Source organism: Dyadobacter sp. SRI_021 (assembly GCF_057586235.1).
This window is the reverse complement of the sequence record NZ_JBYCZM010000003.1, coordinates 681,308-707,895: the sequence shown is the minus strand read 5'-3', so window position 1 is coordinate 707,895 and position 26,588 is coordinate 681,308. Positions and strand designations below refer to the sequence as shown.

25 protein-coding genes are annotated in these 26,588 nt (G+C 49.1%); 11 read left to right on the top strand and 14 right to left on the bottom strand.

The features are described 5' to 3' along the window. Positions 1 to 23 precede the first annotated feature (23 nt). On the top strand, positions 24 to 251 hold the full coding sequence (locus tag AC2YIT_RS12260; RefSeq protein WP_487279349.1) for a hypothetical protein: 228 nt from the start codon (positions 24 to 26) through the stop codon (positions 249 to 251). After that, on the top strand, positions 229 to 657 hold the full coding sequence (locus tag AC2YIT_RS12255) for a PIN domain-containing protein (RefSeq protein WP_487279348.1): 429 nt from the start codon (positions 229 to 231) through the stop codon (positions 655 to 657). The genes AC2YIT_RS12260 and AC2YIT_RS12255 overlap by 23 nt, the downstream gene beginning before the upstream one ends. Before the next feature lies 1 nt (position 658). Here the strand turns inward: AC2YIT_RS12255 and AC2YIT_RS12250 are convergent, their stop codons facing one another. The 4 genes from AC2YIT_RS12250 to AC2YIT_RS12235 all read right to left on the bottom strand — a co-directional run bounded on the left by AC2YIT_RS12250 (position 659) and on the right by AC2YIT_RS12235 (position 6,011). After that, on the bottom strand, positions 659 to 3,091 hold the full coding sequence (locus tag AC2YIT_RS12250) for an ABC transporter permease (protein ID WP_487279347.1): 2,433 nt from the start codon (positions 3,089 to 3,091) through the stop codon (positions 659 to 661). 12 nt (positions 3,092 to 3,103) lie between these two features. Further along, entirely contained in the window at positions 3,104 to 3,781 is a 678-nt protein-coding gene (locus tag AC2YIT_RS12245; RefSeq protein ID WP_487279346.1) for a hypothetical protein, read from the bottom strand. Between the two features lie 135 nt (positions 3,782 to 3,916). Then, entirely contained in the window at positions 3,917 to 4,594 is a 678-nt protein-coding gene (locus AC2YIT_RS12240) for an ABC transporter ATP-binding protein (RefSeq protein WP_487279345.1), read from the bottom strand. 169 nt (positions 4,595 to 4,763) lie between these two features. After that, positions 4,764 to 6,011 carry an efflux RND transporter periplasmic adaptor subunit gene (locus AC2YIT_RS12235; protein WP_430845361.1) on the bottom strand — a complete coding sequence of 416 codons (1,248 nt, stop codon included), beginning with the start codon at positions 6,009 to 6,011 and terminating at the stop codon, positions 4,764 to 4,766. Between the two features lie 373 nt (positions 6,012 to 6,384). Between AC2YIT_RS12235 and AC2YIT_RS12230 the strand changes: the two genes are divergently transcribed. Together AC2YIT_RS12230 and AC2YIT_RS12225 are read left to right on the top strand one after the other, a co-directional pair. Next, positions 6,385 to 7,752, top strand: a complete 1,368-nt coding sequence (locus AC2YIT_RS12230; RefSeq protein WP_487279344.1) for a sigma-54-dependent transcriptional regulator — start codon at positions 6,385 to 6,387, stop codon at positions 7,750 to 7,752. 93 nt (positions 7,753 to 7,845) lie between these two features. Beyond that, the gene (locus AC2YIT_RS12225) at positions 7,846 to 9,792 is read left to right on the top strand and encodes a glycoside hydrolase family 127 protein (protein WP_487279343.1); all 1,947 of its coding nucleotides are present in this window, start codon (positions 7,846 to 7,848) and stop codon (positions 9,790 to 9,792) included. A gap of 38 nt (positions 9,793 to 9,830) precedes the next feature. Here the strand turns inward: AC2YIT_RS12225 and AC2YIT_RS12220 are convergent, their stop codons facing one another. Further along, complete coding sequence (locus tag AC2YIT_RS12220) at positions 9,831 to 10,748, bottom strand: LEA type 2 family protein (RefSeq protein ID WP_487279342.1); 918 nt, start codon at positions 10,746 to 10,748, stop codon at positions 9,831 to 9,833. A 218-nt stretch (positions 10,749 to 10,966) separates the two neighbouring features. Between AC2YIT_RS12220 and AC2YIT_RS12215 the strand changes: the two genes are divergently transcribed. Further along, complete coding sequence (locus tag AC2YIT_RS12215; RefSeq protein ID WP_430844988.1) at positions 10,967 to 11,509, top strand: YciE/YciF ferroxidase family protein; 543 nt, start codon at positions 10,967 to 10,969, stop codon at positions 11,507 to 11,509. 73 nt (positions 11,510 to 11,582) lie between these two features. On the opposite strand, the gene AC2YIT_RS12210 is transcribed toward AC2YIT_RS12215, so the two are convergent. The 8 genes from AC2YIT_RS12210 to thiM all read right to left on the bottom strand — a co-directional run bounded on the left by AC2YIT_RS12210 (position 11,583) and on the right by thiM (position 18,360). Continuing rightward, positions 11,583 to 12,083 (bottom strand): pyridoxamine 5'-phosphate oxidase family protein, encoded by a 501-nt coding sequence (locus AC2YIT_RS12210; RefSeq protein WP_487279341.1) that lies wholly within the window; start codon positions 12,081 to 12,083, stop codon positions 11,583 to 11,585. Between the two features lie 73 nt (positions 12,084 to 12,156). Continuing rightward, positions 12,157 to 14,472 (bottom strand): TonB-dependent receptor, encoded by a 2,316-nt coding sequence (locus AC2YIT_RS12205; protein WP_487279340.1) that lies wholly within the window; start codon positions 14,470 to 14,472, stop codon positions 12,157 to 12,159. Between the two features lie 66 nt (positions 14,473 to 14,538). Next, complete coding sequence (locus AC2YIT_RS12200; protein WP_487279339.1) at positions 14,539 to 14,940, bottom strand: type II toxin-antitoxin system VapC family toxin; 402 nt, start codon at positions 14,938 to 14,940, stop codon at positions 14,539 to 14,541. A 6-nt stretch (positions 14,941 to 14,946) separates the two neighbouring features. Further along, the gene (locus AC2YIT_RS12195; protein WP_430844981.1) at positions 14,947 to 15,129 is read right to left on the bottom strand and encodes a DUF2281 domain-containing protein; all 183 of its coding nucleotides are present in this window, start codon (positions 15,127 to 15,129) and stop codon (positions 14,947 to 14,949) included. Between the two features lie 54 nt (positions 15,130 to 15,183). After that, the gene (gene tenA, locus AC2YIT_RS12190; protein ID WP_487279338.1) at positions 15,184 to 15,834 is read right to left on the bottom strand and encodes a thiaminase II; all 651 of its coding nucleotides are present in this window, start codon (positions 15,832 to 15,834) and stop codon (positions 15,184 to 15,186) included. Next, positions 15,831 to 16,652 (bottom strand): bifunctional hydroxymethylpyrimidine kinase/phosphomethylpyrimidine kinase, encoded by an 822-nt coding sequence (gene thiD, locus AC2YIT_RS12185; protein ID WP_430844977.1) that lies wholly within the window; start codon positions 16,650 to 16,652, stop codon positions 15,831 to 15,833. The genes tenA and thiD overlap by 4 nt, the downstream gene beginning before the upstream one ends. Positions 16,653 to 16,715: 63 nt before the next feature. Beyond that, positions 16,716 to 17,375, bottom strand: a complete 660-nt coding sequence (gene thiE / locus AC2YIT_RS12180) for a thiamine phosphate synthase (protein WP_430844976.1) — start codon at positions 17,373 to 17,375, stop codon at positions 16,716 to 16,718. 187 nt (positions 17,376 to 17,562) lie between these two features. Continuing rightward, entirely contained in the window at positions 17,563 to 18,360 is a 798-nt protein-coding gene (thiM, locus tag AC2YIT_RS12175; protein WP_430844974.1) for a hydroxyethylthiazole kinase, read from the bottom strand. 119 nt (positions 18,361 to 18,479) lie between these two features. Between thiM and hxpB the strand changes: the two genes are divergently transcribed. The 3 genes from hxpB to AC2YIT_RS12160 all read left to right on the top strand — a co-directional run bounded on the left by hxpB (position 18,480) and on the right by AC2YIT_RS12160 (position 21,019). Then, complete coding sequence (hxpB, locus tag AC2YIT_RS12170; RefSeq protein WP_487279337.1) at positions 18,480 to 19,154, top strand: hexitol phosphatase HxpB; 675 nt, start codon at positions 18,480 to 18,482, stop codon at positions 19,152 to 19,154. A gap of 54 nt (positions 19,155 to 19,208) precedes the next feature. Next, entirely contained in the window at positions 19,209 to 20,522 is a 1,314-nt protein-coding gene (locus tag AC2YIT_RS12165) for a sensor histidine kinase (RefSeq protein ID WP_430845360.1), read from the top strand. A 68-nt stretch (positions 20,523 to 20,590) separates the two neighbouring features. After that, positions 20,591 to 21,019, top strand: coding sequence for a hypothetical protein (locus AC2YIT_RS12160; protein ID WP_487279336.1), 429 nt, complete (start codon positions 20,591 to 20,593; stop codon positions 21,017 to 21,019). A gap of 44 nt (positions 21,020 to 21,063) precedes the next feature. Here the strand turns inward: AC2YIT_RS12160 and AC2YIT_RS12155 are convergent, their stop codons facing one another. Further along, a complete protein-coding gene (locus AC2YIT_RS12155) occupies positions 21,064 to 22,755 on the bottom strand; it encodes an amino acid permease (protein WP_487279335.1) in 1,692 nt (563 codons plus the stop codon). Between the two features lie 198 nt (positions 22,756 to 22,953). On the opposite strand from AC2YIT_RS12155, the gene AC2YIT_RS12150 reads away from it, so the two are divergent. The 3 genes from AC2YIT_RS12150 to AC2YIT_RS12140 all read left to right on the top strand — a co-directional run bounded on the left by AC2YIT_RS12150 (position 22,954) and on the right by AC2YIT_RS12140 (position 26,236). After that, complete coding sequence (locus tag AC2YIT_RS12150) at positions 22,954 to 23,739, top strand: phosphatidylinositol-specific phospholipase C/glycerophosphodiester phosphodiesterase family protein (protein WP_487279334.1); 786 nt, start codon at positions 22,954 to 22,956, stop codon at positions 23,737 to 23,739. A 108-nt stretch (positions 23,740 to 23,847) separates the two neighbouring features. Next, positions 23,848 to 25,179 (top strand): ethanolamine permease, encoded by a 1,332-nt coding sequence (gene eat / locus AC2YIT_RS12145; RefSeq protein WP_430844967.1) that lies wholly within the window; start codon positions 23,848 to 23,850, stop codon positions 25,177 to 25,179. 322 nt (positions 25,180 to 25,501) lie between these two features. Beyond that, the gene (locus tag AC2YIT_RS12140; protein WP_487279333.1) at positions 25,502 to 26,236 is read left to right on the top strand and encodes a LytR/AlgR family response regulator transcription factor; all 735 of its coding nucleotides are present in this window, start codon (positions 25,502 to 25,504) and stop codon (positions 26,234 to 26,236) included. Positions 26,237 to 26,588: the final 352 nt, after the last annotated feature.

Genomic DNA, 26,588 nt, shown 5'->3' with positions numbered 1-26,588 from the left:
GATTGTCTGTAAATACAAATGCTATGGAACTGGTCAGAAAAGTAATTATCCCCAAGACTGACTCATACCTGCTAACACTGCCAAAAGAAATGGTAGGAAAGCAAATTGAGGTGACTGCTGTCGAAGTTGCCCCCACGGCTCCGACTGATATTGACGCCAGAATGAAAAAAATCAACGACTCTCTATCCAACCTGAAAGTAGACCTTACTAACTGGAAATTTGATAGGAATGAAGCAAACAATTACGACTGACAGAATTGCTGTTGATACCAATATTCTTGTATATCTCCACGAAGACACTCCAACGTTTAAGAGTGAAATTTCAAAAATGGTTGTTCGGAATTTACCTGTGTTGTCGAGTCAGGTTATTTCCGAATATATCAATGTGCTGAACCGGCTGCTTCGTGCTCCAAAAACACAAGTGATTGATCATTGCCTCACAATTACCGAGGGTTGTACCGTGATCGGAATGGATCATCAACTCATTGCAAGAGCGCGTGAACTGGTAGTTAAGTATGATTTTCAAGTTTTTGATAGCATTGTCGTTTCCTCGGCATTACAGGCTGGATGTAACGTTCTCTATTCAGAAGATTTTCAACATTACATGGTCGTCGAAAATCAATTAACCATCATTAACCCCTTCCTCGAATTCCAATAACTCATTCCGACTTCAACGACTTTACCGGGTTCATCAGCGCGGCTTTGATGCTTTGAAAACTGACCGTAAGCAATGCGATCACGATCGCGAGCAAACCCGCGGCGGCGAACATCCACCAGGCCAGGTCAACGTGGTAGGCGAAATCGCTGAGCCAATGGTTCATACCAAACCAGGCGATCGGGCTACCGATAACGATAGCGATGACGATCAGTTTAATAAACTCTTTGGATAACAGGGCAACAATATTCACCACACTCGCTCCCAATACTTTTCGAACGCCAATCTCCTTCGTACGCCGCTCGGCAGTAAATGCAGACAGTCCAAACAGTCCAAGACAGCCGATGACAATCGAAATCACAGCAAAGGTGACAAATATCTGCCCAACCCGCTGCTCGCTCCGGTAGACGTTGTCGAAATCCTGATCCATAAACCGGTAGTTGAAAGGCTGGCCAGGCGCCATTTTCTTCCACAATGCTTCCACCTGCGCAACGGTATACGGAGCATCACCGCCCTTCATACGGAACACGACCGATCCCGAGCTTTTATAAAGAATCAGACTCAATGCACCGATATTTCTCCGTAGCGATTCGAAATGGAAGTTTTTCACTACTCCGATGATCGTATAGTCAACCCGTTTCGTTAATGCAGCATCTTCGTAACCAAATATCTTCCTGCCAATCGGATTTCCCTCGCCCAGCACTTTCGCGGCAGCTTCGTTGATGATAATGCCCGTGGAGTCTGATGGAAAAGCTTCGTCGAACGCGCGTCCGCTCGCCATTTGAAGCCCCATTGTTTTCACAAAATCGTAATCAACAGCCCATTTCTGCATGTTGATACCTTTATCCTGTTGCATTTGCCCAACCGGGAAAAAAGTATGATCGGTACGGGAAGAGGGTGTTGGGAGGAAGCTGGTAACCGTGGCGCTTTCCACATTCGGAAGCTGCAATACCTGCTCTTTAAATGCTTTCACCTGATTATTCAATGCGTAGGCATCGTTCACAATCAGCATTTGATCTTTGTTGAAACCCAGTTTCTTGGTTTGAATGTAGTTGAGCTGGCGGTAAATGACGCCCGTGCCGACGATCAGCATTACGGAAATCACAAATTGAAATACCACCAACGCATTGCGCAGGTAACCATTCCCCTTGCCTTCCAGTTCGATCGTGTTTTTCAGGACCTTCAATGGCTGAAATGCCGACAGGAAAAATGCCGGATAACTGCCGGCCAACACCCCAACTATCCCTCCCGTAAGCAGCAGTATTGACCAAAACCACACATTCGTAATCGGAAACTGGATTTGCTTGCTGGCGAGGTTATTGAACAGCGGCAATGCGAGGTAAGCAATCAGCATCGCGAGTGCGAGCGAAAAAAAGCTCAGCATGATCGACTCGGTCAGGAACTGGCTCACCAGCGACGACCGCTCCGAACCTAATGCTTTGCGTACCCCTACTTCCTTCGCCCGATTGGCCGAACGAGCCGTAGCGAGATTCATGAAGTTGACACAGGCAATGGAAAGCAGGAAAATCGCTACTACCCCGAAAATATACACGTATTGGATATTGCCATTCGCATTGATCTCCGCCGTGCGGTCCGAATGCAAATGAATGTCTGTAAGCGGCATCAATGTATAAACCAGGTAATTGCCCGATTTCCGGACTTCATCCAGCGTGGATCCCAGAAAGCTCTTGATCCACTTGGAAGTATATTTCTGCAAAACAGTTTCAAAATTCACTTCAAACTGCTTCGCGTCAACGCCTTCACGGAAAAGAATGTAAGTATTGAAATTATGGCTACCCCATGCATTTTGCCTGCTTTCCTCGGTCGAGCTCATGGAGAGTAACATATTCACATTGCGCATGTGCGATTGTGCGGGTATATCACGCATGACGCCGGTAACCGTATACGTAACGCTGTTGTCCACCGTCAACGCCTTGCCCATCGGGTTGGCGTCTCCGAAATATTTTCGGGCATCTGTTTCCGAGATGACGACAGTTTGCGGGTTGCGCAATGCCGTATTCGGATCACCTTGCAACAGGGGAACCGGGAAAACTTTAAAGAAGGTCGAATCAACGTAGAATACATGATCTTCTTTCAGATTATCAGTCGCATCGGCACGTCGCACGAGCTGGCTGCCGTTTTCACGCATGCGCACCACCTGTTCGATTTGCGGGTAATCTTTTTTTAGTGTAAATGCCAAAGGATCGGGCGCTACTGCGAGCGCCATATCGGCACCGCCGAAACGGATATCTGCATTGATCCTGTAAATACGGTCGGCGTTCGCAAATGAGCGGTCGTAACTTAGCTCGTCCACCACATAAAGCGTAATGAGCAGGCAACTTGCCAGCCCAAGCGACAAACCGAATATGTTCAGAAACGTGTAAAACTTGTGTTTACGCAGGTTCCGCCAGGCAATTTTCAGATAGTTTTTCAGCATTATTTCAAGCTATTACATTTCCATGCCGTTCCCTGGCAGGCCCATTTCACTTTCAAAATTTTCGATGATCCGCTGCCGTTCTTTCTCCGATTTCTCGGCAGCATTCACCGTCTTTTCGTAGATATACTCGTCACCATCCTTCATGAACCGGTACTTGATGAACATCTCGCCGGTTTCGGAATTGTAACGCACGTGTTTGGAGAAGTCTTTCGGATACTTCGAAGCAGATTCTTTCATAAATCCTTTCCCCGACGACACCATTTCGGCATTCACTTCATTGGAAGAAAATGCCATTGTTTCAGGACTTTCATCGGAGGCACCATCATCCGTCCATTCGCCAGCCGAAGGTTCAGGAGCAGCAGGCGGTACTGGTGGTTTGGGCTTGCGTTTAGACGAATGCGACGCGACGGCAACCGATTCCTTGCAAACGCCTTTGGGGGCAGGCAATTCCAGATTTCCCTCGGCTATCGAAGACAATACCTTGTCGCGCAGCGCCTCGCGGTCCTCCTGGCTCATCCCCTCCACATCGAACGTCTTGTCGATATCAACGTCTTTCCCGTCCAGTGTCCCGGATATTTTGATGGACAACTTTTTACCATCGTCGTCGATGCTTCTGCTCAGGTAAGCCCTTTTCTGGGCAATGGCCAGTGTACTCACGCCGGCCAACAGGATGGTTAGGATTTTTTTCATGGTTAGATTTGGCATATTGTTCAAACTAGCTCTGGCACCATTAGGGAGCCCCTCACTGCATTCCAGGAGGCGTTCGCCCCCGCATCAAATGTTCCTGCTATAAAGCCGCGCTAGTCGTCAATAGCCGGAGGAATTCTAAACATGTATTTTTTCAGTCACGATCTTGCCGTCGAACAGGTTCACCACGCGGTGCGCGAAACCGGCATCATATGGTGAGTGCGTAACCATCAGGATCGTGGTTCCAGCGGCATTCAACTGGCTTAGCAGGTTCATTACCTCTTCACCATTTTTGGAGTCGAGGTTACCTGTCGGCTCATCGGCCAGGATTGTCTTGGGAGTCGCAACTACGGCACGGGCAATGGCGGTGCGCTGCTGCTGCCCACCCGATAGCTGCTGCGGGAAGTGGTTGCGGCGGTGCATCATGTTCATGCGGGTAAGCGCAGCCTCCACTTTCTCCTTGCGCTCTGCAGGAGGTGTTTTGAGGTACAGCAACGGCAGCTCTACGTTTTCATATACCGTCAGCTCGTCGATCAGGTTAAAACTCTGGAACACGAAACCGATGTTCCCCTTGCGGATCTGCGCGCGCTGGCGTTCCGACATTTTGGCGACCTCCGTCCCGTAAAACTCGTAGGAACCTTCACTTGGATTATCGAGCAACCCGAGAATGTTCAGTAAGGTCGATTTCCCGCAACCGGAAGGGCCCATAATGGCTACAAACTCGCCATCCTTAATTTCCAGGTCGATACCGTTGAGAGCAGTTGTTTCTACTTCTTCGGTAGAAAACACCTTGTGCATGTTGCTAATCTTGATCATTTGTTTTCTGGCTGTCGGCTGTCGGCTTTCGGCTTTCGGCCTGGGTTATGATAAAAAAGGTTTTAAACTTCGGCTGTCGGCGATCGGCCTTGGGCCCTGGTACTGTTAATTCATTAACTAAAGGTTCCTTCAAAAAGCCGGCTGCCGATAGCCGACAGCCGAAGTCTTTTTAAAATTCAAGTACTTCATTATCTCCAAAGTTCTCATACGAGCTGGTAATTACCTTCTCACCTGGCTGCAAGCCTTCAAGAACTTCGAAATATTCAGGATTTTTACGGCCTAATGTGATCTTGCGTTTCGCGGCGCGTTTGCCACCGTCGGCTACTACGTATACCCAGTTTCCGCCTGTTTCGGAGAAGAAGCCACCTACCGGCAGCAAGGTTGCCTGCGAAGGCTGGCCGAGTTGCAAACGGATCGGAGCCGACTGCCCTCTTTTAACCATCTCCGGCGCACCGTTGTCGAATTTCATGTCTACTTCGAAACGTCCGCTGAGGATTTCAGGATAGATCTTGATGATCTTCAAACCGTAGTCTTTTCCGTTGAACTCCATGGAGCCCGTCAACCCGACAAAAATCCGTGATAAATAGTGCTCATCCACGCTGACACGCATTTTGAAACCATTCAAATCGTCGATCTGGCCTATATTTTGTCCCTGGCTGATGTTGGAACCAACCTCTATATTCATAGATGACAGCAGACCGGATACCGGCGCTTTTACTACGAGGTTGTCTAGCGTCTGGCGCCACAGGCTTACGTTTTTCTGTGTACTGGCCAAGGTCCCTTCCAGCTGCGTAATCTGCATTTTGGCGTTCTCTTCCTGGTATTTCTGCGATTCGATCTCAATTTCGCGCTGTCTTACCAGTTTCTCGTAATCCCGTTTCGTTTTCAGGTAATCGGCCTCGGGGATCACTTTGTCTTTATAAAGCTTCACATTACGCTCATGCGCGTCTTTTGCCTGGTCGAGCTGGAAATCGAGGTCGCTTAATGTTTTTTGGAGTGTAAAACGCGCCACTTTCAAGTTCTGCCGCGTATTTTGAAGATCGTTTACCAACCGGCTGGCTTCCGTTTCCGATTGCAGGAAGCTCAGTTTGAGATTCTGGTTTTCGAGGCGGAGCAACACATCGCCCTGTTTCACCATATTACCGCCTTCAATGAGTTTTTCTGTCACATATCCACCCACAATCGCATCGAGCTGGATAGTTTTAAGCGGTTGAACCACCCCGGTCACCACAATAAATTCGTCAAATTTACCTTTTTGAACCGTCGATATCGTCAGTTTATCCTGTTCCACATTCAACTTGCTTCTTGTGTCGGCAAAAAAGAACTGGTATATCAGGAAAGCCGCCAGCAAAACGCTACCACCAATGATGCTGATGCGTTTGGTATTCCAGAATTTCTTGGGTTTGACTCGGTCCATTGATGATCCTCCGGAAAATCCGTTACTGGTGCTTGTCGAGTTAGGTGTCTTAACTTCCATTATATGCTAGTGATTGAGTTCGCTTTTGTATTTGGCTTTACTAATCCAATCACTATGCCAAAGAAGGCAATGCTATATAAGCTATTGAAAATCAATACTATTTAAATTCAGAACACCACTAAAATTGTTCGTTATCGGACAAATTTGTTCGGGCGCGGACAAGCCTTTCAAGCCGCCTTTTTAAGGTAAAATAGTGACATTTTAGCTTGTTAGGAAATAATATTTCAAATTGCGTCCTTATCTTGACAAATAATTGCGTTAAGTCCCTATCCGGCAGTGTCAACCCGCCTGCGCACCACAAGAAAGAACAGCCATGCTACTATCAGAAGCCAAAATCCTGATTATCGACGATGATGTTGATGTACTCAGTGCCGCCAAACTTTTACTGAAACGGCACGCCAAAGCAGTCGACATTGAAAAGAATCCACAGAAACTGCCATTCCTCGTTACCAACGGAGATTATAATCTGATCCTGCTCGATATGAACTTCACACGCGATGTGAACAGCGGGCGCGAAGGTTTCCATTGGCTCGACCGCATCCTCGACATCAATCCAGCCGCGAAAGTGATCATGATCACCGCTTACGGCGACATTGAAATGGCGATCCGGGCGATAAAGGCCGGTGCCATCGATTTTGTACTGAAACCCTGGGAAAACGACAAGCTGCTGGCGACAATCAGCACGGCGCTGGAAGGCGGCAAGGACAAAGTGATGCCCGTGCCGGAAGAAAAGAAAGATGATAACAAGAAAAATAACAAACCCGTCGGTGACACCATTGTGGCTACCAGCGACAGCATGCGACAGGTCCTTGTTACTGCCGAACGTGTAGCCTCGACCGATGCTAATGTGATTATCCTCGGCGAAAACGGCACCGGTAAAACGCAGCTTGCCAGGCACATACACCAGCATTCCAAACGCGCCGACAAACCATTCGTGGCTGTGGATCTGGGGGCGATCAGCGAAACGCTTTTCGAAAGTGAGCTGTTCGGCCACGTAAAAGGCGCATTTACAGACGCGAAAGAAGACCGCGCGGGGCGTTTCGAGGAAGCTAAAGGTGGTACGATTTTCCTCGACGAGATCGGTAACCTTACATTACCGTTGCAGGCCAAGCTGCTCACCGTCATCCAGGAACGCAAAGTAACCCGTGTCGGCTCGAACAAGCCCATCGCACTCGACGTCCGCCTCATTTGCGCGACGAATATGAATATTGAAAAAATGGTGGCTGACAAAACTTTCCGGCAGGATTTGCTTTACCGGATCAATACCATCGAACTCGAACTACCGCCTTTGCGCGACAGGCCCGAGGATATCAGCGCATTGGCCGATTACTATCTCAAACAATACGCCAAAAAGTATAACCGCCCCGTTAACGACATCAGCAATGCATTGGTGAAGAAAATGCAGCAGTATAACTGGCCGGGCAACATCCGTGAACTGCAACATGCCGTAGAGCGAGCGGTGATCCTTTCCCAGGAAAAAACCTTGCAACCTGATGATCTTTTCCTCAAAAGTTCCGCCGGGCAGCCTGCTACCGCCACCGGTTTCGACCTCGAAGACATGGAAAAAACGATGATCATCAAAGCACTGAAACGCTTCAACGGAAACATCACCGACGCCGCCCGTGAGCTGGGACTCAGCCGCGCAGCACTTTACCGGAGGATGGAGAAATACGGTTTGTAATCCATTTCAAACCGCGCGGAAGTACAAACTTGGCATGTTTTTTGGGTTTAAATTGAATATAAGACTCAACTGCGTTCCAATTTTGTATTTCCGATGACCCAATCACTCCCCATATTCATCCTCGTTTTCTGCACTCATTTCCTACTTGCCCAAACCGGCAGCATCAAACCGGTACCGCTCAAAAACGTTAAAACTACGCAAGGCTTCTGGCACGATCGCGTGGAACTGGCGCGAGCGGTAACGGTACCTCATGCATTGCACCAATGTGAAGAAAGCGGCCGGTTCGACAATTTCGCGGTGGCCGGCGGGTTGAAAAAAGGGGTATTCAAAGGGGCAAGATTTGATGATTCGGATGTATTTAAAGTAGTGGAGGGTGCTTCTTATGTACTTCAAAATCAATACGATCCTAAACTGGACCGTTACCTTGACTCGCTGATCACGCTTTTCGTCGCGGCGCAGGAGCCGGACGGTTATCTTTACACGATCCGAACCATTAACAAGGACACCACCGGATCCTACGACTGGATTGCCGGCCCTTATCGGTATTCGTTCGAGAATGGAAGCCACGAATTGTACAATGTCGGGCACTTGTATGAGGCCGCAGTGGCACATTATGAAGCCACGGGCAAAAAAACCTTGTTGAATGTGGCCATCAAGAATGCCGATCATTTGGTGAAAACAATAGGCCCTAAACCCGGGCAAATGGTGGTGGTACCCGGCCATGAGGAAACGGAGCTTGCATTAATCCGCCTTTACCGCGTCACCGGCAAAAAGGAATACCTCGAACTTTCGAAATTCTTCATCGACATGCGCGGCCGCTCCGACAAACGCACGCTCTTCCTCGACGAACATAAGCTCGGCCCAGCGTATTTCCAGGACCAGGTACCCTTCGTGCGCCAGCGCGAGGCCGTCGGGCACGCCGTACGCGCACAATACCTGTATACCGGCGTAGCCGACTTGCTCACCTTGCAACCGGACCCGAAAAATGACGCAGCTATTCACGCAATCTGGGACGACGCCACATATAAAAAACAATACATTACCGGCGGAATGGGCGCCCGGGAGGACGGCGAAGCATTCGACAAACCCTATATTTTGCCGAACGACAACGCCTACGCCGAAACCTGCGCCGCCATCGCAAATATGCTATGGAACCACAAAATGTACCTGCTCACCGGCGAAGCCAAATATATGGACGTCTTCGAGCGAGTGCTTTACAATGGGTTTCTGGGTGGAATGGGCGTGAAAGGCAATACTTTCTTTTACGTAAACCCAATGTCGTCCGACGGCAAAAACGATTTCAACAAAGGCTCCGGCGCGGTGCGGCACGAGTGGTTCGGTACCGCGTGCTGTCCAACAAATGTCTCGCGCTTCCTTCCATCCATGCCCGCGTACATGTATGCAACGCAAGGCAATGCGCTGGTGATCAATCTATTTGGCGATACCAAAGCAAATATTACGCTTCCAAATACCTCAGTCCAGGTTACCCAGCAGACGCAATACCCGTGGCAAGGAAATATCCGCATCCAGGTCGATCCTGAAAAAAGCGGTGCATTCCCGCTGCACATACGCATTCCCGGCTGGGCGAATGGGCAGGCCATCCCAGGCGATTTGTATAGTTATGAAGACAAGCTGGTCAAACCCGTCGTCTTGACCATTAATGGTAAAAGAACGGAAGCTGCCATTGAAAACGGCTATCTAAAATTGAGTCGTACCTGGAAAAAGGGAGATGTGATCGAACTGGTGCTCGATATGCCGATACGCAGGGTAATTGCCAGCGAAAAGCTGAAAAGCAACCAGGGCAAAGTCGCGATCGAGCGCGGGCCGGTGCTTTACTGTGCCGAAGGGCACGACAATGGTGGAAAGGCGCTGGCGATCAAGATATCCGGAACAGAAGAATTTACACCTACTTACCAGAACGAAATGCTAGGCGGCATGAATGTATTGAAATCCAAAGAGCAAAACATTACATTGATCCCCTACTACGCCTGGGCCAACCGCGGCGCAAATGAAATGACAATCTGGTTTGACAGGCAATAATAACGGCCGACCACTTTCAACGGTCGGCTGTCAGAACATTATTTTCTCTCCAAATTCTTCTGAAACGCCTCCACATCCTTTAATTCCCCGTCCATTACCAGGTTAATCTTACTATTGTTCAGCACTTCACTTTGAGATTTGATTTTACTTTTAAAATAGAATGTAAACGGCAATTCTTTTCCTTTTCCGATCATTTGTGCCCCTGCCTTAATCACTTTTCCCAAACTCACTTCCAGCGGAATTTCATAAATGTCTTTAGTTTTTGCTTTCAGTTTGGTAATACCTTTCACAGCGCCTTCTGCGAAACGTTTTTGTTTACCCAGATCCATAGCATAAACCGGATTCTGAAATTCCAGCGAGAACGGGTTCATATTACTTACTTCCAATTTCACCACAATATCCGACTCCTTCAAACCCAACTTTTTGAATTCATAACCGGCCATTTTGACCACTGGCAGCCGGTAAAGCGGTAATCGCTTGTCCATTTCAAGCACGAGCGAATCCTTTCCCAGCAGCGGTTTTTCGAAATGCAGGATCGTTTTGAAATGATAATCGGCGCTATCCCGACCCTTGCCTGCCTCTTCGTCACCCTCCACCCGCAGGTTTCGGATTTTCACCTTGGCAGGCAATGTCAGCAAGGAGCTGTCGGCTGCATTCACTTCAAGGGGTTTGCTGTAATGATCCTCCACAATCGTCCGGTCATTCATTCTCACGACATAATTAATCGCTTTCAAATGTATCCCGATCGGAAGCGGATTGTGGACGAGTGTCTTGAGTTCCATCTTAATAGTGCTGTCAGTAATCTCGCCGATATGCGCTATGCTCATTTCCACGCGTGGTTTCATACCAGAAACCGGGTCGGGATCGCTCTTTCTGAAAAAATACCAGACTGCAAATGCTACCGCAGCGATCAATACCAGGATCAGAATCCATTTAAATACATTTCCGTTGTTCATGCGTGTCGTTCAGTTAATGGAAGCTCCCGTTCAAAAAGCATTCCTGTCATTTTCACGCCCGTGCCACACGTATATGTGTAGGAAACTCGTCATACCCGGTCGAAACATTTCAGATAAGCTGGTTTTCCACTTTGGTATGGGTTTTTAAAGAAAGGGCGGCAATCGAATGGTGAGTGCCATTCTTTTCATCCAAACCACGACCATTAAAAACCAGTATTATGAAAGCGACAAAAAGCAAAACTGCTGCCAAGCAAATCACCGAGACGGACAGTGAAAAGTTGAAAGAACTATTTGTAGACGGCCTGAAAGACATTTACTGGGCTGAAAAACAACTCGCCAAGGCCCTGACCAAAATGTCGAAAAATGCGACTTCGGAAGAATTGAAGGCTGCATTCGAACAGCATACAACCGAAACCGAAGAACACGCCACAAGGCTCGAACAGGTTTTCGAAAGAATTGGCGAGAAAGCGCAAGCCAAAAAATGCGCGGCTATGGAAGGGCTCATCGAGGAGGCTAACGAAATCATTGAAAACACCGACAAAGGTACCATGGTACGCGACTGCGGGCTGATTATGGCCGCTCAGAAAGTGGAACATTACGAAATCGCTTCGTACGGCACGCTGCGTAACATTGCGCGCACGTTGGGCCACAGCGACGTAGCGGATCTGTTGCAACAAACGCTTGACCAGGAAGGTGAAACCGACCATAAGCTCACCGAACTGGCAGAAGCCTATGTGAATGAGGAAGCAAGTGTAGAGTAAAGGCTTCTGCCTTTTATAAAGCAGAGAGGCGATCGGGAATCTCGATCGCCTCTTTTGCATTCAATATATACATCTACACCAGATTCAATTTCCCATGATCGCCGCCGTCGGGCGTGGAGCCCATGATTACCGCTTTAAGCATCGAGAGGAATACGACCATTTTGGAAGAAGTACTATCCCAATACGCGGCCTCTTGTGTGGTAACCCTGAGAACAGCTAAATCAGGATCGTCTTTCCCGCCCGGAAACCAGGCCTTCGACATCAGGTTCCACAGTTCCTCCTTGCGGCGCTCGCTTTCTACGATGGACGCCGTACCGGAAACGCTCAGGTAGGTATTGTTTTTAGGGTCTGAGTAAATCAATGTCACGGTGTCCCCATATTTTGCATCCTTCACTAATCCGGTGTGACGGCTAGTGAAGAACCATACATTCCCCTCGGCGTCGATATCGAGCGTCGTCATCGGCCGCGACACGATCTTGCCGTCTTCGATGGTCGTGTACATGCAGAACCGGATGTCTTCGGCAATCGATTTCAGTTTTTTAATGGCCTGATTATCCTCAAAGTCCTTTTCCATAACAGTTGTTTTTAGATCTGTTGATATTTTGGTTTGAATCCAAATCTGTAAAACAACCGTTCCAAGGATTTGCCTAAAATTCGAGGCGATAGTTCAGGATCGGCAGCATGCCTGTCTGGGTTATCAGCTTCACCCGATCTTCTTTCTTGTTGTAGTATCGATCAAATGCGTTCAACCGGTTGGTCACATTCTGAATATCCAGCGAGATGGTCGAAGTCGTCCGCTTTTTGTTTTTGGTATAACTCACCCGCAGATCAGTGCGGAAGTAGGCTGGCAGTTGTTCCGAATAGCTCCGCGACCAGTCCCGCTCTGTACGGCCTTTCTCTCTTGATTTTTCGAGGTCAACCGGCGTGGTACGGTTGCCGCCTGCCGCGAGAAGCTTGATATTCGCTGCGAAAATGTTGGTTTTATTCTTGCCGACCCGCCATTCCTTACCTACCAGTAAATTCTGCACATATTTCCCATTGAAGCGGCTGTCGCGCTCGATACCGTCACGGCCGGTGTATTTGGATTGGTACAATGAAGTCGTGCTCATAAGGTAGATACCGGCGGTGAGCGATTTTTCGACAGTCAATTCCAAACCGTAACTTCTTCCCTTGCCGTCGCTCGTCAGTGAATCGCTCACGAAACCGCTGATCTCGTTCAGCTGTGAATTATGAAGCAAATAAGGCGTGGTCGTATTCGGCGGACCGATCGGGATATTATAATGATGCTGGTAATACGTTTCCGCAAGCACTCGCCAGCTCGCCGACGGCCGAAACTCATATCCTGCCACCAAATGGGCCGATTTGGTCAGTTTCAGGTTTTTATTTAGCAAATCGGTTTTATCATCCGATACTTTCACCTGGGCAAAGTAGGTAGAAATAGACTCCGTTTTGCTATGCAACCCAGCACCGAAACTCACGGTTGAGCGCGGTGCGACTGCCCATCTCACACCTACGCGAGGTTCGATCGAATAACGGTTGTTGAGCCCCAGCAACATGCCGTGCAAGCCCGCATTCAGTGTAACGGTAGGCGTTAAACGCGACTTCCATTGCGCATAGGCCTGAAACAACTGGGTATTCCCTTTCCGATCCACATTGACTTCATACGGACCGTCTTCATTGTCTTTGTCATACAGGTTGAAATCCAGGTGGTTGATGATCACGCCCAACCGCACCGTGTTGCGTGCGTTGAGTTTGTAATTATATAAAGAGGAGAGCCTAAGTGCCTGATTTACAAACTTCTGCTGGTAGGTAGCGTCGATATTTTTGTCGTAAAAATCACCTGTCTGGCTCGTGGCCGAATAGGAAACGATATTTTCCATGTAGGATTTGCCGTTGATATAGCGGAGGTAATTCACGCCGACCATCCCGCGGTTGGACTTAAAAGTTTCCTTCATGTCATCGTCGTCGACTTTGGACGTGCTCATACCCCCTAACCCCCATACACTCACCACCACCTTGTCGTCGTAAGGAATATATACTTTAAAAGCGCCATCCTGAAAATCAATCGAAGCATCGCCGTTAAGGTTAACGCCGATCTTATTAAGAACGGACAGTGTAGAATAGCGGTAATTGGCCAGATAAGAAGCGCCGCCCTTCGCGCCAATGGGTCCTTCGGCAGCGAAATCGAGCCCGAGAATGCCGGCTTGCATCGCATATTCGCGTTTTTCATTGTTCCCTTTTCTGAGTTTGAGGTCAAAGACACCGGATGTTGCATTACCATATTCTGCGGGGAAGGCACCAGTCAGGAAATCGGAATTGCCGAGTACGTTGGCGCTCAACGCGCTGATGCCCCCGCCACTTGCGCCTTCCTGCGCGAAGTGGTTTGGATTGGGGATTTCGACACCTTCCATGCGCCACAACATCCCTTTCGGGCTATTTCCGCGGATAATAAGCTGATTACTACCGTCGTCGGTCGCAGCCACGCCGGCAAACGACATGGCCATTCGTGCCGGGTCATTCACCGAAGCAGCGAAACGCTTCGTCTGATCCACGGTAAATGAGCGGCCACTTACGCTCACCATGTCGTTCAAAGGTGCCCCGTTCTCCTTTTGTGCTTTCACAACTACTTCATTCAGAGCACGAAACGATTCAGTCAGTTTGATATTCAATTCAACTTCCTTGCCCGATCCTACATTGATTTCCTGCACGAACGCGTCGTCATAACCGATGCTGGTAATTTTAAATGAATGACGTCCGACAGGCACTTTCTCAATGCGGAAATTCCCGTCGGTATCAGTCACACCACCGATAATTGGCGTCACGGAAGTCACGATCACATTCGCCCCGATCACCGGCTGCTGAGATTCCGTATCGACGACCCGTCCTTTGACGGTCTGGGCAGGCTGGGCAAAGGCCAGGGCGCTCACGGCCCCGGCCATTAAGGTCAAGATAAATTTTTTCATGGCTGGTTGTTTTGTAATTCTGACAACTCAGCCTGACGCGCCCCTAAAAATTCATTGAAAAATTTTTCAGCAGTTATGGGAGCGGTTCCAGATTACCGGCAGGTCATATTGCTGGAACTGTTTGTCGCAGGAAATAATTGTTAGCTTTTCTAACTTGCACTGAGAAATGATCATTCGATCGAATGGGTCGTTGTGGTGCAACGGTAACCTTGCACTTGATAGGATATGATTCATCGTGACCGGTAGAAGTATAAAGCCCGATTTTTCAATGGATTCAAAAAGCACCTCGATCTCGGCATAAAGCGATAGTTTACCGATGCAGCTTTTTATACCAATTTCCCAAAGAGACGCAATGCTTACAAAGCAGCTGTTCGACCGGTCATCAATTTGCTTTCGCAAAGACACGGGGAGCTGAGGATCCTCTCCGATGTACCAGAGGACCGTGTGGGTGTCCAATAAGTATTTCATGTAGCCCTATTTGAATTCAAGAGGATCGTCAAACCCCTCCTTAATTTCAAACATGCCTTTTGCCAGGCCAGCCACACGCTTTTTGGGCGGCTGCGGTTCTTTGGGAAGTGACTCAATAAATTTCAGAACCGCCTCTCTGTTTTCGTCAGACAGTTCCAATAGCGTGAGGTATAGTTGTATATCTGTCATAAGAATTTGTGTTTAACCAAATTTACAAAAATAACTCGTGACTAACCAACCATCTCAAACCATCCAGTGCTCCAACCGATAAGCACTATCCCAGAACACATATTCCAGCTTCGAAGCCGTCATATAAGCCTCGATCATTTTGCCCCGCGTCGCTTCCGACGCATTCTCTGCCAGCCGGTCGCAAATGTCCAATGCCTTGTGTACGGAATGTGCGAAATCTTCGCCTGCGTAGGCATTAATCCAGTTTTGATAAGGATTTGGCGTAGCTTGATTCTCGTAAATGTAGTCGCCGATCTGCTTGTAAATCCAGAAACACGGCAGCAATGCTGCGACTGTCACTTCATACGATTCAAATGCGCTGGTAGCCATCAGGTAGTTAGTATAGGCAAAACAGCCTGGCGCTTTCCCCGATTGGTAGTCGATAACGTATTCTTTGAAATACCCTAAATGCAATGCGCGCTCTACCAGAATGGCGTTCTGGGCAAATTGCAGGAAATCGAGCAATTCATGACTATTACCGGCCCTGGTGCCCGCCACCGCCAATGCACGCGCGAAATCCGCCAGATAAAGGGAATCCTGGTAAATGTAGAATTTGAACTTTTCGAGCGGCAATGTGCCCTCTTTCAGTTCCTGGTTGAACGGATGTTGTCGTATTTTCTCAAATATCGGCAGCGCTTCGGCCCAGAGCAGGTCGGTGAATTTCATGATAAAATCTGCATCGAAAGTGGTGAAAATGAGTGGTTCAGCGGGCCGGGACCATGACCTGTAACGACGTCCTTGCCCTCCCGGATCGCTCCGGCGATATATTCCTTGGCGAAAATGATCGACTCGGCCAGCGAGTTGCCCTTAGCCAGGTAAGCGGCAATGGCCGACGACAATGTACAGCCCGTACCGTGGACATTCCGGCTCTCGATGTAATCCGATTCGAGGATCAACGGCTCCTGCCCTCTCTGCGCCAGCACATCATAAATCGTGGGCGCCACCAAGTGCCCGCCTTTCAGCAACACAGCTTTGCAGCCTTTGTCAACCATCTGAATCGCTGCGCCTTTCATCGTTGCCGCTGTCCGGATCTGTCCGCCGATCAGTATTTCCGCTTCGTCCAGATTAGGCGTAATGAGATCCGCGCGGGGAAAAAGCTCTTTCCAAAGCACTGCGACTGTTTCATCCTGAATGAGTTTGGAGCCGCTGGTAGACACCATTACCGGGTCAAAAACGACAAAAGATGGTTTGAAACGATCTAAAGCCTGCGCAATTACCAGCGCTACCTCCGCGGTATTGACCATCCCGATTTTAACGGCATCCACGGTAATGTCCTCAAAAACAGCCTCCAACTGCTCCTGCAAGAAAGCCGGCGGCACGGGATGGATGGCCCGCACGCCCTGTGTGTTTTGGGCAGTGAGAGCGGTAATGGCCGAAGTCCCGTAAGCCCCCAGCGCTGCTATCGTTTTGAGGTCGGCCTGGATGCCCGCGCCACCTCCGCTATCGGATCCGGCGATGGTAAGTACGGTTGGGTAACGGTTCATGGGAATGTGGTTGGTGGTGTTGGTCAGGTGTGATCAGGTGTAGTCAGGTGTTGTCGTGTTCGGTCAAGTATTGTCAGATGCTGTGGTCGTTGGCCACAGAATGGCATTCCGGATGGCTTTTTTGAGCTCTTTTGCCGCTTCACGAGGTGATGGGGCGCTGCAAATGGCTGATACCACGGCAATACCGTTCGCACCATTCAGCATGGCCTCGTGCGCATTACCTGTATGAAGCCCGCCGATTACCACCAACGGATGCCTGCTTTGCTGCCGCGCCCATTGCAGCCCTTCAAGTTCCCAGGGCTGCTCGGTATCGGTTTTGGTGGGTGTCGCAAAAAGCGGGCTTACAGCGAGGTACGAGAGGTTCCAATGCTCCGCTTCGAGGACATCTGATTGCTTTTCAGCCGATAGCCCGATGATTTTACCCTCGCCGAGCAACCGATGAGCTGTTTGGAAAGGCATATCGCTCTGTCCGATATGCACGCCATCCGCGTCCACAGCTAATGCTACATCCACCCGATCATTAATGATCAAAGGGACATTATAAGATTCCAAAAGGTTCTTCAAACGCTTCGCCCGATCGATAAATGCACGGGTCGAAAGCGATTTTTCCCGCAATTGCACCATCGTAACACCACCTTTTACAGCCTCTTCCACGACCCAGAAAAAATCGCGGCCCAGACATGCTGCTTCGTCGGTGACCAAATATAGTTCGAGATTCAACATTATAGATTTATTTAAATGCCGTCAGGCATGTAATATTGGTAGCAAGTTCTGTCACATCCAAATCTCCAAAATGCCCTTGGGCATGTAACAACGATGGCCACTTGTACGGTCGTTACATCCCTCACGGGATTTCAAACATACGATTGCAACCGTTGCTACCAATATTACATCGCTACGCGATTGATTATTATTCAAATTTCACCTTGCTCAGTTCCGCCAGATGTGCCGGACTAACCTCCGCCAATTTATCCAAAAACGCGATCTGGAACGAGCCGGGTAATTTCGCTTCGCGGTAAGCCAGTTCCCCACAAACACCCATGGCCGCCGCCGCCGAAACTGCGGCTTCGAACGGATCACTGCAAATCGCCGCAAATGCCCCTGCGATAGCGGTTGCCGAGCAGCCCATACCCGTCACTTTGGTCATCAACGGCACACCATTGGAAACCCAGCCGGTACGGCTGCCATGCACGATCACATCTACCGCGCCGCTGACACTCACCACCGAGCCGAAGCGCGCGCTCAATGCCTGCGCCGCACCAATGCTGTTCATCGAGTCGGCGGTACTGTCTACACCCTTTGTCTGGAAGCCCGCGCCCGCCAATGCGAGTATTTCGGAGCCGTTACCACGGATAATTGTGGGTGGGGCGGTTTCGAGCACCTCGGTCAGCACCTTGTTCCGGTACGGTGTAGCACCGGCTCCTACCGGGTCGAGAATGATCGGCTTGCCGAGTTCAGCTGCCTTTCTCATCGCCAGTTTCATCGCTGCCACCCAATGCGCCGAGAGTGTACCGATGTTGATCACCAACGCCCCCGCGATCGAGACCATATCCTCTACCTCTTCCACAGCATGAGCCATTACCGGCGACGCACCCACCGCAAGCAATGCATTAGCGGTGAAATTCATTACAACGAAATTGGTAATATTATGTACCAACGGCGCCGAGGCACGCAGTTTTTCGAGGTTTGCTTCTAGTTGAGTTGCCATTGGGATTGATTTTATACCTTTTTGAGGGGAGAAAGAAGGAAAGGCACGATACTCTTCCACGTCACGGGCGAATGTAGTAGTTTTGGGTGGTTATCAAAAATCCCCGCACTCACCTGATCATGATCAAAGCAGCAATTTTCGACATGGACGGCCTGCTCATCGACTCCGAACCGATGTGGACGGAAGCGGCGCGTTCTGTCATGCAAAAAGTCAATTTCGAACTCACCGAAGCACTTCGCCTGCAAACTACCGGACTATCTATCAAGCTCTTTCTTGATTTTTGCCACCAAATACAGCCCTGGAATACGCCTTCATTCGAAGAGCTTGAAACTGAAATACTGGAAAAGGCCCATCATGACATTCTGGCCCATGCCGAAGCCATGCCCGGCGCCATTCCGCTGGTCAGGGAATTGAAAAAACAGGGCCTGAAACTCGCAGTCGCGTCGGCTTCGCATATGGAACTCATTGAAGGGGTATTAAAAAGACTGGAAATTATTAACTATTTTGACACCTGGCATTCTGGCGAGCTGGAAAAACACACCAAGCCCCACCCGGCGGTGTATCTTACCACCGCTAGGAAACTCGGTGTCTTGCCCGAAGAATGCATTGCCTTCGAAGATTCTCACGCAGGCCTGCGCGCGGCACACGCAGCGGGGATGATCACGATTTCGGTACCTGCGGCGGAAGTTTTTGAAGATAAAAAATTTGACATGGCACATTATAAGATCCCTTCGCTCGAAAAATATATTTTACGCGAAATGTCGGGTGTGCCGCAAAGTGTGATCGAAAACTAAACCTCGACCCTATTCCGCTTACCCCGTATGATCGGACTCCGGCATTTCAGTATTATGATTATGATCAGGATAATAGTGATTGTCCTGAGCGTTATTGCCCTCGCCTGGCTGGCGTCCAAGCATACCAATGAAACGCTGGTGTACATCCTTGGTACCATATTCATATTCATCCAGGGATCGCTGCTGTACCAGTATGTCACGAATGTCAACCGCAAACTGACCTACTTCCTCGAATCCGTGCGGTATTCCGATTTCACGATCAACTTCCGTTCGGACAATAAAATGGGCCGGACTTTTAAAGAACTCAACCAGCAGTTCAACGAAGTATTGCTCGCATTCAGGCAGGCGCGGGCGGAGAAAGAAGCCAATTTGCAATATCTCAATACCATTGTCCAGCATATCGGTACAGGACTCATCACATTTGATGCTAACGGGCAGGTTAACCTCATCAACAATGCCGCGCTTCGCATGCTGGGTATTTACCGTTTGCACCAGCTGATCGAACTTAAAGAAAAACACCCGCGTCTTTACGAACTGCTCTCGGATCTCGACACAGGCGTCCGCGACCTTTACCGAACGCCCAACGATCAACCGCTCGCATTACAGGCAGCTGCCATTCAGTTACGCGGAATGTGGGTCAAGATTGTGGTATTACAAAACATTCAGACCGAGTTGCAGCAACAGGAGATCGAATCCTGGCAAAACCTGACCCGCGTGCTGCGGCACGAGATTATGAACTCCATGACGCCCATCGTGTCGCTCGTGGGCACCATGCGACTGATCGTGAACGAGGACATCGAGAAATCGACGAACGACCAGGAAGCAGTCAATGACTTGAAAGAAGCCTTATCGACGCTCGAAAAGCGCAGCAAAGGCATGATGCAGTTCGTAAACGCCTACCGCGATTTCACTACGCTGCCCAAGCCGGTGTTCGCGAGCCTGAGCGTGGCAGAGCTTCTGCAGGAGGTACTACAATTGCTTCAAACCGACCTCACACAATCCGGCGTACTCTGGAAACTGTCGGTAAAACCGGAAACACTCACCGTAAAAGCCGATGCCAGCCAGATCCAGCAGGTATTGATTAATCTCATCAAAAACGCATCCGAAGCATTCTCGCATCAGACTAACCGGCTCATTACGCTCTCGGCTTACCAGGTCGACGGCACCGTGATGATCGAAGTGGCCGACAATGGCGACGGCATTGAGCCCGAGGCATTAGAGAATATCTTCATTCCATTCTATACCACCAAAAAAACCGGTTCCGGCATCGGATTAAGCCTCTCCCGCCAGATTTTGCAGCAACATAATGGCCAACTGAACGTTGAGTCCCAGGTGGGCAAGGGAACGGTATTCACATTGGTGTTTTAGGTATTTGAACGCCGTTACAACCTTCCTCAACCTATCGTTGTCTTCCCGAAAACCTAAATGACAACCCGATGAAAAAGTATGTTTTCGTGCTTTTTGCCGCGATGGCGGTAGCCTGCAAAAGCACTGGTGTGGACAAGAGAGATGAGGGCATCAAATACAAAGAAACTGTCGTATTAAATGGCGTTCCGACGGCTACCTTGACGTTTTTTGACGTGGAAGACAGCCGGTGCCCCGAGGGCGTAATGTGTATTTGGGGCGGCCGTGCGGCAGTCGATCTGCTGCTATCGGGAGTTACTACCGAGGGAGGCATTAAAGAGCACGTCAAAATGTGCCTGGGTGAATGCGATGCCAAGACGGGCTCAGATTCTTTGGAGAAGACATTTGCCGGCGAAAAATACAAATTTGTACTTACCGCAGTAAACCCCTATCCGAAGTTCGGTGACTCTACCCGAACCAAGGAAAAATATTCGATACAGTTGAAAATCGAGAAAAAGTAACTTACCAGCAAGAGATATTCAAAAAGGGAGGCCCGGCAGCTTCCCTATTTTTGTGCCAGTTTGCTCTGCTTATACCCGTAACTGAAATAGATCACCAGACCAATGACAAGCCAGATGACGAAGATCAGCCAGTTGGAAGCCCCAAGCTCGGTCATAAGATACAAATTGGTGAGAATTCCTGCGACCGGCAGCACGGAGAAATTATACTGGTAACTCAAAATAGAAAGCGCACACCACGTGATCCAGAAAATGATGGTCAGCAGCTTGTGCTCCATGATTTCGGCGAAACTGAGCATTCTCCATTCGACAATTACGCTCTTTCCGTAGGTAAGCAGGCCCACGATCGCGACACAAAACAGGATTCCCACCAGGTATTTACCATTAATGTAAGGCACGCGAAATTTGGAGCGCGCCGAAATGCCTTTATGATCGAGGTAAAGCACGCCGCCGCACACGAGGATAAATGCAAAGAACGTCCCCACGCTTGTCAGATCGACGAAGAAATCCATTTTGAAAAACAATGCGGGGATACCCACTACAAAACCGGTTACGATCGTCGCAAAGGACGGCGTCTGGTATTTGGGATGGATTTTGGCAAAACGTTTCCATAGCAGCCCGTCGCGGCTCATTGTCATCCAGATCCTCGGCTGGCCCAGTTGGTACACCAGCAATGCACTTGTAATAGCGATCACCGAGCTTACCGAAATAACGCCAGCCATAAAATCCAGGCCATTCTTCTGAAATACAAATGCCAGCGGATCGCTCACTTTGAGTTCGGTATAGTTCACCATTCCAGTGAGTACGAGTGTGATCAGCACATATAATATGGTACAAATAACCAGACAGTAAATCATCGCCTTCGGCATGTCCTGCTGTGGGTTGCGGCACTCCTCGGCGGTGGTTGAAATCGAGTCGAAACCAATGAATGCGAAGAATACTGCCGCGACGCCGCTTAGCACACCTTTAACGCCATTGGGGGCAAATGGAGACCAGTTTTCAGGCTTCACATAAAATGCGCCCGCGAGTATTACCAACAATACGACTCCCACTTTGAGCACCACCATAATATTACTGGCCGTTCTCGATTCACGTATCCCGATATAAACCAATGCCGTAATGAACAAGGTAACCAGACCGGCAGGCAGATTGAGCAGAATATGAAAGTCGCCGACCGTAGGTGCCGACTCGTAGGCCGATGCCGCAAAACGCTCGTAATCCGACAACTGTGCCGCGCCTACGCTCTGCAATTTTTGAAATGCTTCCCGCGCCGACTCGCTATTGATCGTAAGCCAGCCGGGCAGGGTAATACCAAAGCCTTTGAGCATACTTACAAAGTACTCCGACCACGAAATGGCCACTACCATATTGGAAACAGCATATTCGAGGATAAGCGCCCAGCCGATGATCCACGCGAACAGCTCACCGAAAGCTACATATGCATACGTGTATGCACTGCCGGACACAGGTACCGTACTCGCGAACTGCGCGTAGGAAAGCGCCGTGAATACACAGGCAATAGCCGTGAATACGAAAAGTAGCGACACCGCCGGGCCGCCGTTGTAGCTCGCCAGACCAATGGTACTGAATATCCCTGCACCCACAATGGCCGCGATACCAAGCGACACCAGGTCGCGGACACCCAGCACTTTGGCTAAGCCTCCCTCACCTCCCGAATGGGCATCACTTAGAATCTGGTCAACGGATTTTTTTCGGAAAAGAGGAGAATTCTGGCTCATGCAGGCGCTATTTATCAGGTATCAGTTTGTAATAAGCAGGGCTAAAAATAATGATATTCTAAAATGATCCTGGCATCGGCTGAAAATTTGTTCCTTTTATCCCAAAAAATCCGTAGAAAATTCTTTGCAAGGGAAATCAAACAGGTAATGATTGCGTTATCGAACTAATCCCCGTTACTCCGTTCCACCAATTTGCCCATGAAAAAAATCGCTACATACTTCATTAGCTTCATCCTGCCCATTCAATTCATTGCAGCCCAAAGCGTTAAATCCTATTCCACCGCCCAGGCGCATTCCCACAATGATTATGAAAGGGCACGCCCTTTTGAGGATGCGTACGAGCAGCAATTCGGTTCCGTCGAAGCCGATATTTTCCTCGTCAACGACTCCCTTTTTGTGGCCCATAACCTGAAAGACATTCGGCCCAACCGGACTCTTACCACACTATACCTGCTTCCCATCCTTCAAAAAGTAGAACAAAACGGCGGACACATTTATACGCAGGACAATGTGCCGCTGCAACTGCTGATCGACCTCAAAACGGAAGGCGAGCCGACATTGGCAGCGTTGATCAAAGTGCTGGAACCGCATAAGCATATTTTGGCACCTACGGGCAGCGTTAAAGTGGTCGTGAGCGGCAATGTACCCGATCCCTCCCGGTTCGAGCAGTATCCGAACTTCATCTATTTCGATGGGCGCCCCGAAAAAGTCTACACACCAGCGCAACTCGCGCATGTGGGGTTGATCAGCCAGGCATTTCAGCAATATTCAAAATGGAACGGCGAAGGGCCTCTTCTGGAAAAAGACAAAAAGAAGATCCAGAAGATGATCAACGAAGTGCACGACCTGGGCAAAAAAGTACGGATCTGGGCGACACCCGACAACATCAATTCCTGGAAAACCATGATGGCCCTGGGCGTCGATTACCTCAACACCGACAAAGTACGCGAGCTCGGCGACTATCTCCGTACTGCACCACGGTAGTTTTGCAAAACAAAATACGGCTCAGGATAATTTTTCAGTAGTATCAAATGGCTTTGGAAGAGTTATAGACTATATTGTACTGCCATCAATTAGTCAAACCTATCCTTCATGTCTGCTGAACAAACCGCTGCGCTCAAAAAAGTCCTCAAACCAATCCACCTCTGGGCCATCGCCGTGGGGTTAGTCATTTCCGGTGAATATTTCGGCTGGAATTACGGATGGGGCGTGTCCGGCACCATCGGCTTTCTGATCGCGACGCTCGTGGTGACGGTCATGTATGTGACATTCATTTTCAGTTTTACCGAACTCACAACCTCCATTCCGCAAGCAGGCGGTCCGTTTTCTTACGCCTACCGTGCATTTGGCTGGTGGGGCGGGCTCGTGGCGGGTTATGCCACGTTGGTAGAGTTTCTGGTGACGCCGCCTGCCATCGCCTTCGCGCTTGGCAGTTACACCCATTTCCTTTACCCCAACCTGCAAGTACTGGAAGTCGCATTTGCCTGCTATGCCATTTTTATTGTCATCAATTTACTCGGGATCAAAGAATCGGCTACTTTTTCGCTGGTGGTTACGCTACTGGCGGTGGTGGAACTGCTGATATACATCGGGATCGTTGCCCCGCATTTCTCTTACCAAACCTTTGTCTCCGATCCCATGCCTTTCGGATGGGCAGGGGTATTTGCCGCGCTGCCGTTTGCGATCTGGTTCTACCTTGCCATCGAGGGAGTAGCGATGGTAGCCGAAGAAGTGGAAGACCCTAAAAGGACGATCTCGCGCGGCTATATTTATGGTATCCTCACGTTGGTAGTACTAGCATTAGCGGTCATGATTTTTACCGGTGGTATCGCTCCGTGGCAACAACTGAGCGACATCGACTATCCCCTGCCCGCAGCATTGGGTATTGTGCTCGGCCGCGATAGCGGGCTCACCCAGCTCTTCGCGAGCCTGGGCCTCTTTGGACTTATCGCGTCCTTTCACGGAACTGTCATTGGTTATTCCCGGCAAATTTTTGCCCTCGCCCGGGAAGGTTATCTGCCATCATTCCTGGGAAATGTCAATGCACGTTTCCAAACACCGCATTGGGCGCTGGTGGCGGGCGGCATCGCGGGTTGTCTGGCACTATCACTCGGCACGACCGATCAGGTCATTATCCTCGCCGCATTGGGCGCCGTGGTAATGTACATTATCAGCATGGTAGCACTTTTTGCACTAAGAAACAAAGAACCGCACCTCGAAAGACCTTTTATCGTACCTGCATTCCCCTATTTCCCGGCCATTGCACTGGCGATTTCCGTGCTGTGCCTGATCGCGATCGTGTATTACAACTGGAAACTCAGTCTCTGGTTCTTCGGCGGGCTGGCCGTTGTTGCTGTGATTTTCAGCCTGACCGGCCGCCACAAAAAGCTTGAAGTTTTACAAGAAGAAGAACGTCACGCCTAACTACCGTCAGCCGTTGCGGGTCAGCTTGCTGGAATATCCTTACCGAGCGTCTTCATTCAATATTTTCTCGACTCCATCGTATTTGTCGGTGGTTCTGCAATCGCTTGTGCAATAGCGCATTTTGCCGTTATTTTAATACGAGGTTGCCGCGAACGTTCCTCCTGAAAGATAATTCGACAAACTCCGCAAATCTCACTTTGCAATTAATTCGTATATTATCATATTATTTGTATAACGCTGTGCATTGCCGCAGCGATTCCAAACGTAACCCATTTTAAAAATCTCTTTTAGGACGACCAAAGGCTGACTACTTATACCAAAGATGAATATTCTAATCGTTGAGGACGACTTTATCATAGCGAAACATCTCCAATTTCTGCTGAATGGTTTCGGTTACGACGCAAACGATATCGCGACTGATTATACAACTGCCACAGAAATTCTCCATAGCAAAGTTTTCCACCTGGCCGTGCTGGATATTAACCTCAACGGTTATCAAACCGGAATCGACCTCGCGCATTATATACGGGAGAATTTCAAGATTCCCTTTCTATTTCTGTCGGCGCACGAAGATATCGCCGTTGTAAATGCTGCATTGCAAGCAGCCCCTCACGCATTTCTGCAGAAGCCTTTTCAAAAAATCACGGTGTACACGGCTGTCAAGCTGGCATTGAAAAATTACCGCCTGGCGAGGCTGGCGGGTGAAACTACTTCGGAAGAGAAAGAGGATACGACGGTGATCAAAGATGCGCTGTTCATCAAGGAAAAACACATGTTCACCAAGATCATGCTGACAGACATCCTATACATCCGGAGCGACGACAACTACCTTGAACTGCACACGACCAAGAAGAAATACACCATTCGCGAGACGCTGAAAAACATGCTCCAGCAGCTTCCCACCAACTATTTTTTCAGGGTACATAAGTCGTTTATCATCAATCTGAACGCTATTACAGCGATCGATTACGTGCACGTAATGATCAACGATATCGAAATCCCGATCACGAACGACAACCGGACTGAGCTGCTAAGCCGCATCAGAACTTTTTCCTGACAACGCAATGCAATCCGCTAAAAAACGGTTACTTACGGTTTCCCCAGCTACACCCCATAAAAGCTATACTTCACCACTTTGATTTGTTGAGGAGTTACATGCGAATTAATTTTATAGCACGTAAACACCCTCTTCTATTATTACATATATATTTTACCCCGACGGAAGGCCTGGGCTTCAATAAATTTTGAAATTTTTCTGAGGTCCAGGCATCTGTTTCACTCCAAAAAACGTAATTACGGTCGATTGAGCATAGCTGGCATGATACTGAGCATTATATGCACACATTTGCTTCTCAAACGCACACCATATTTACCCATACCAAACCTAAACTAAATCGCTATCAGTTTTA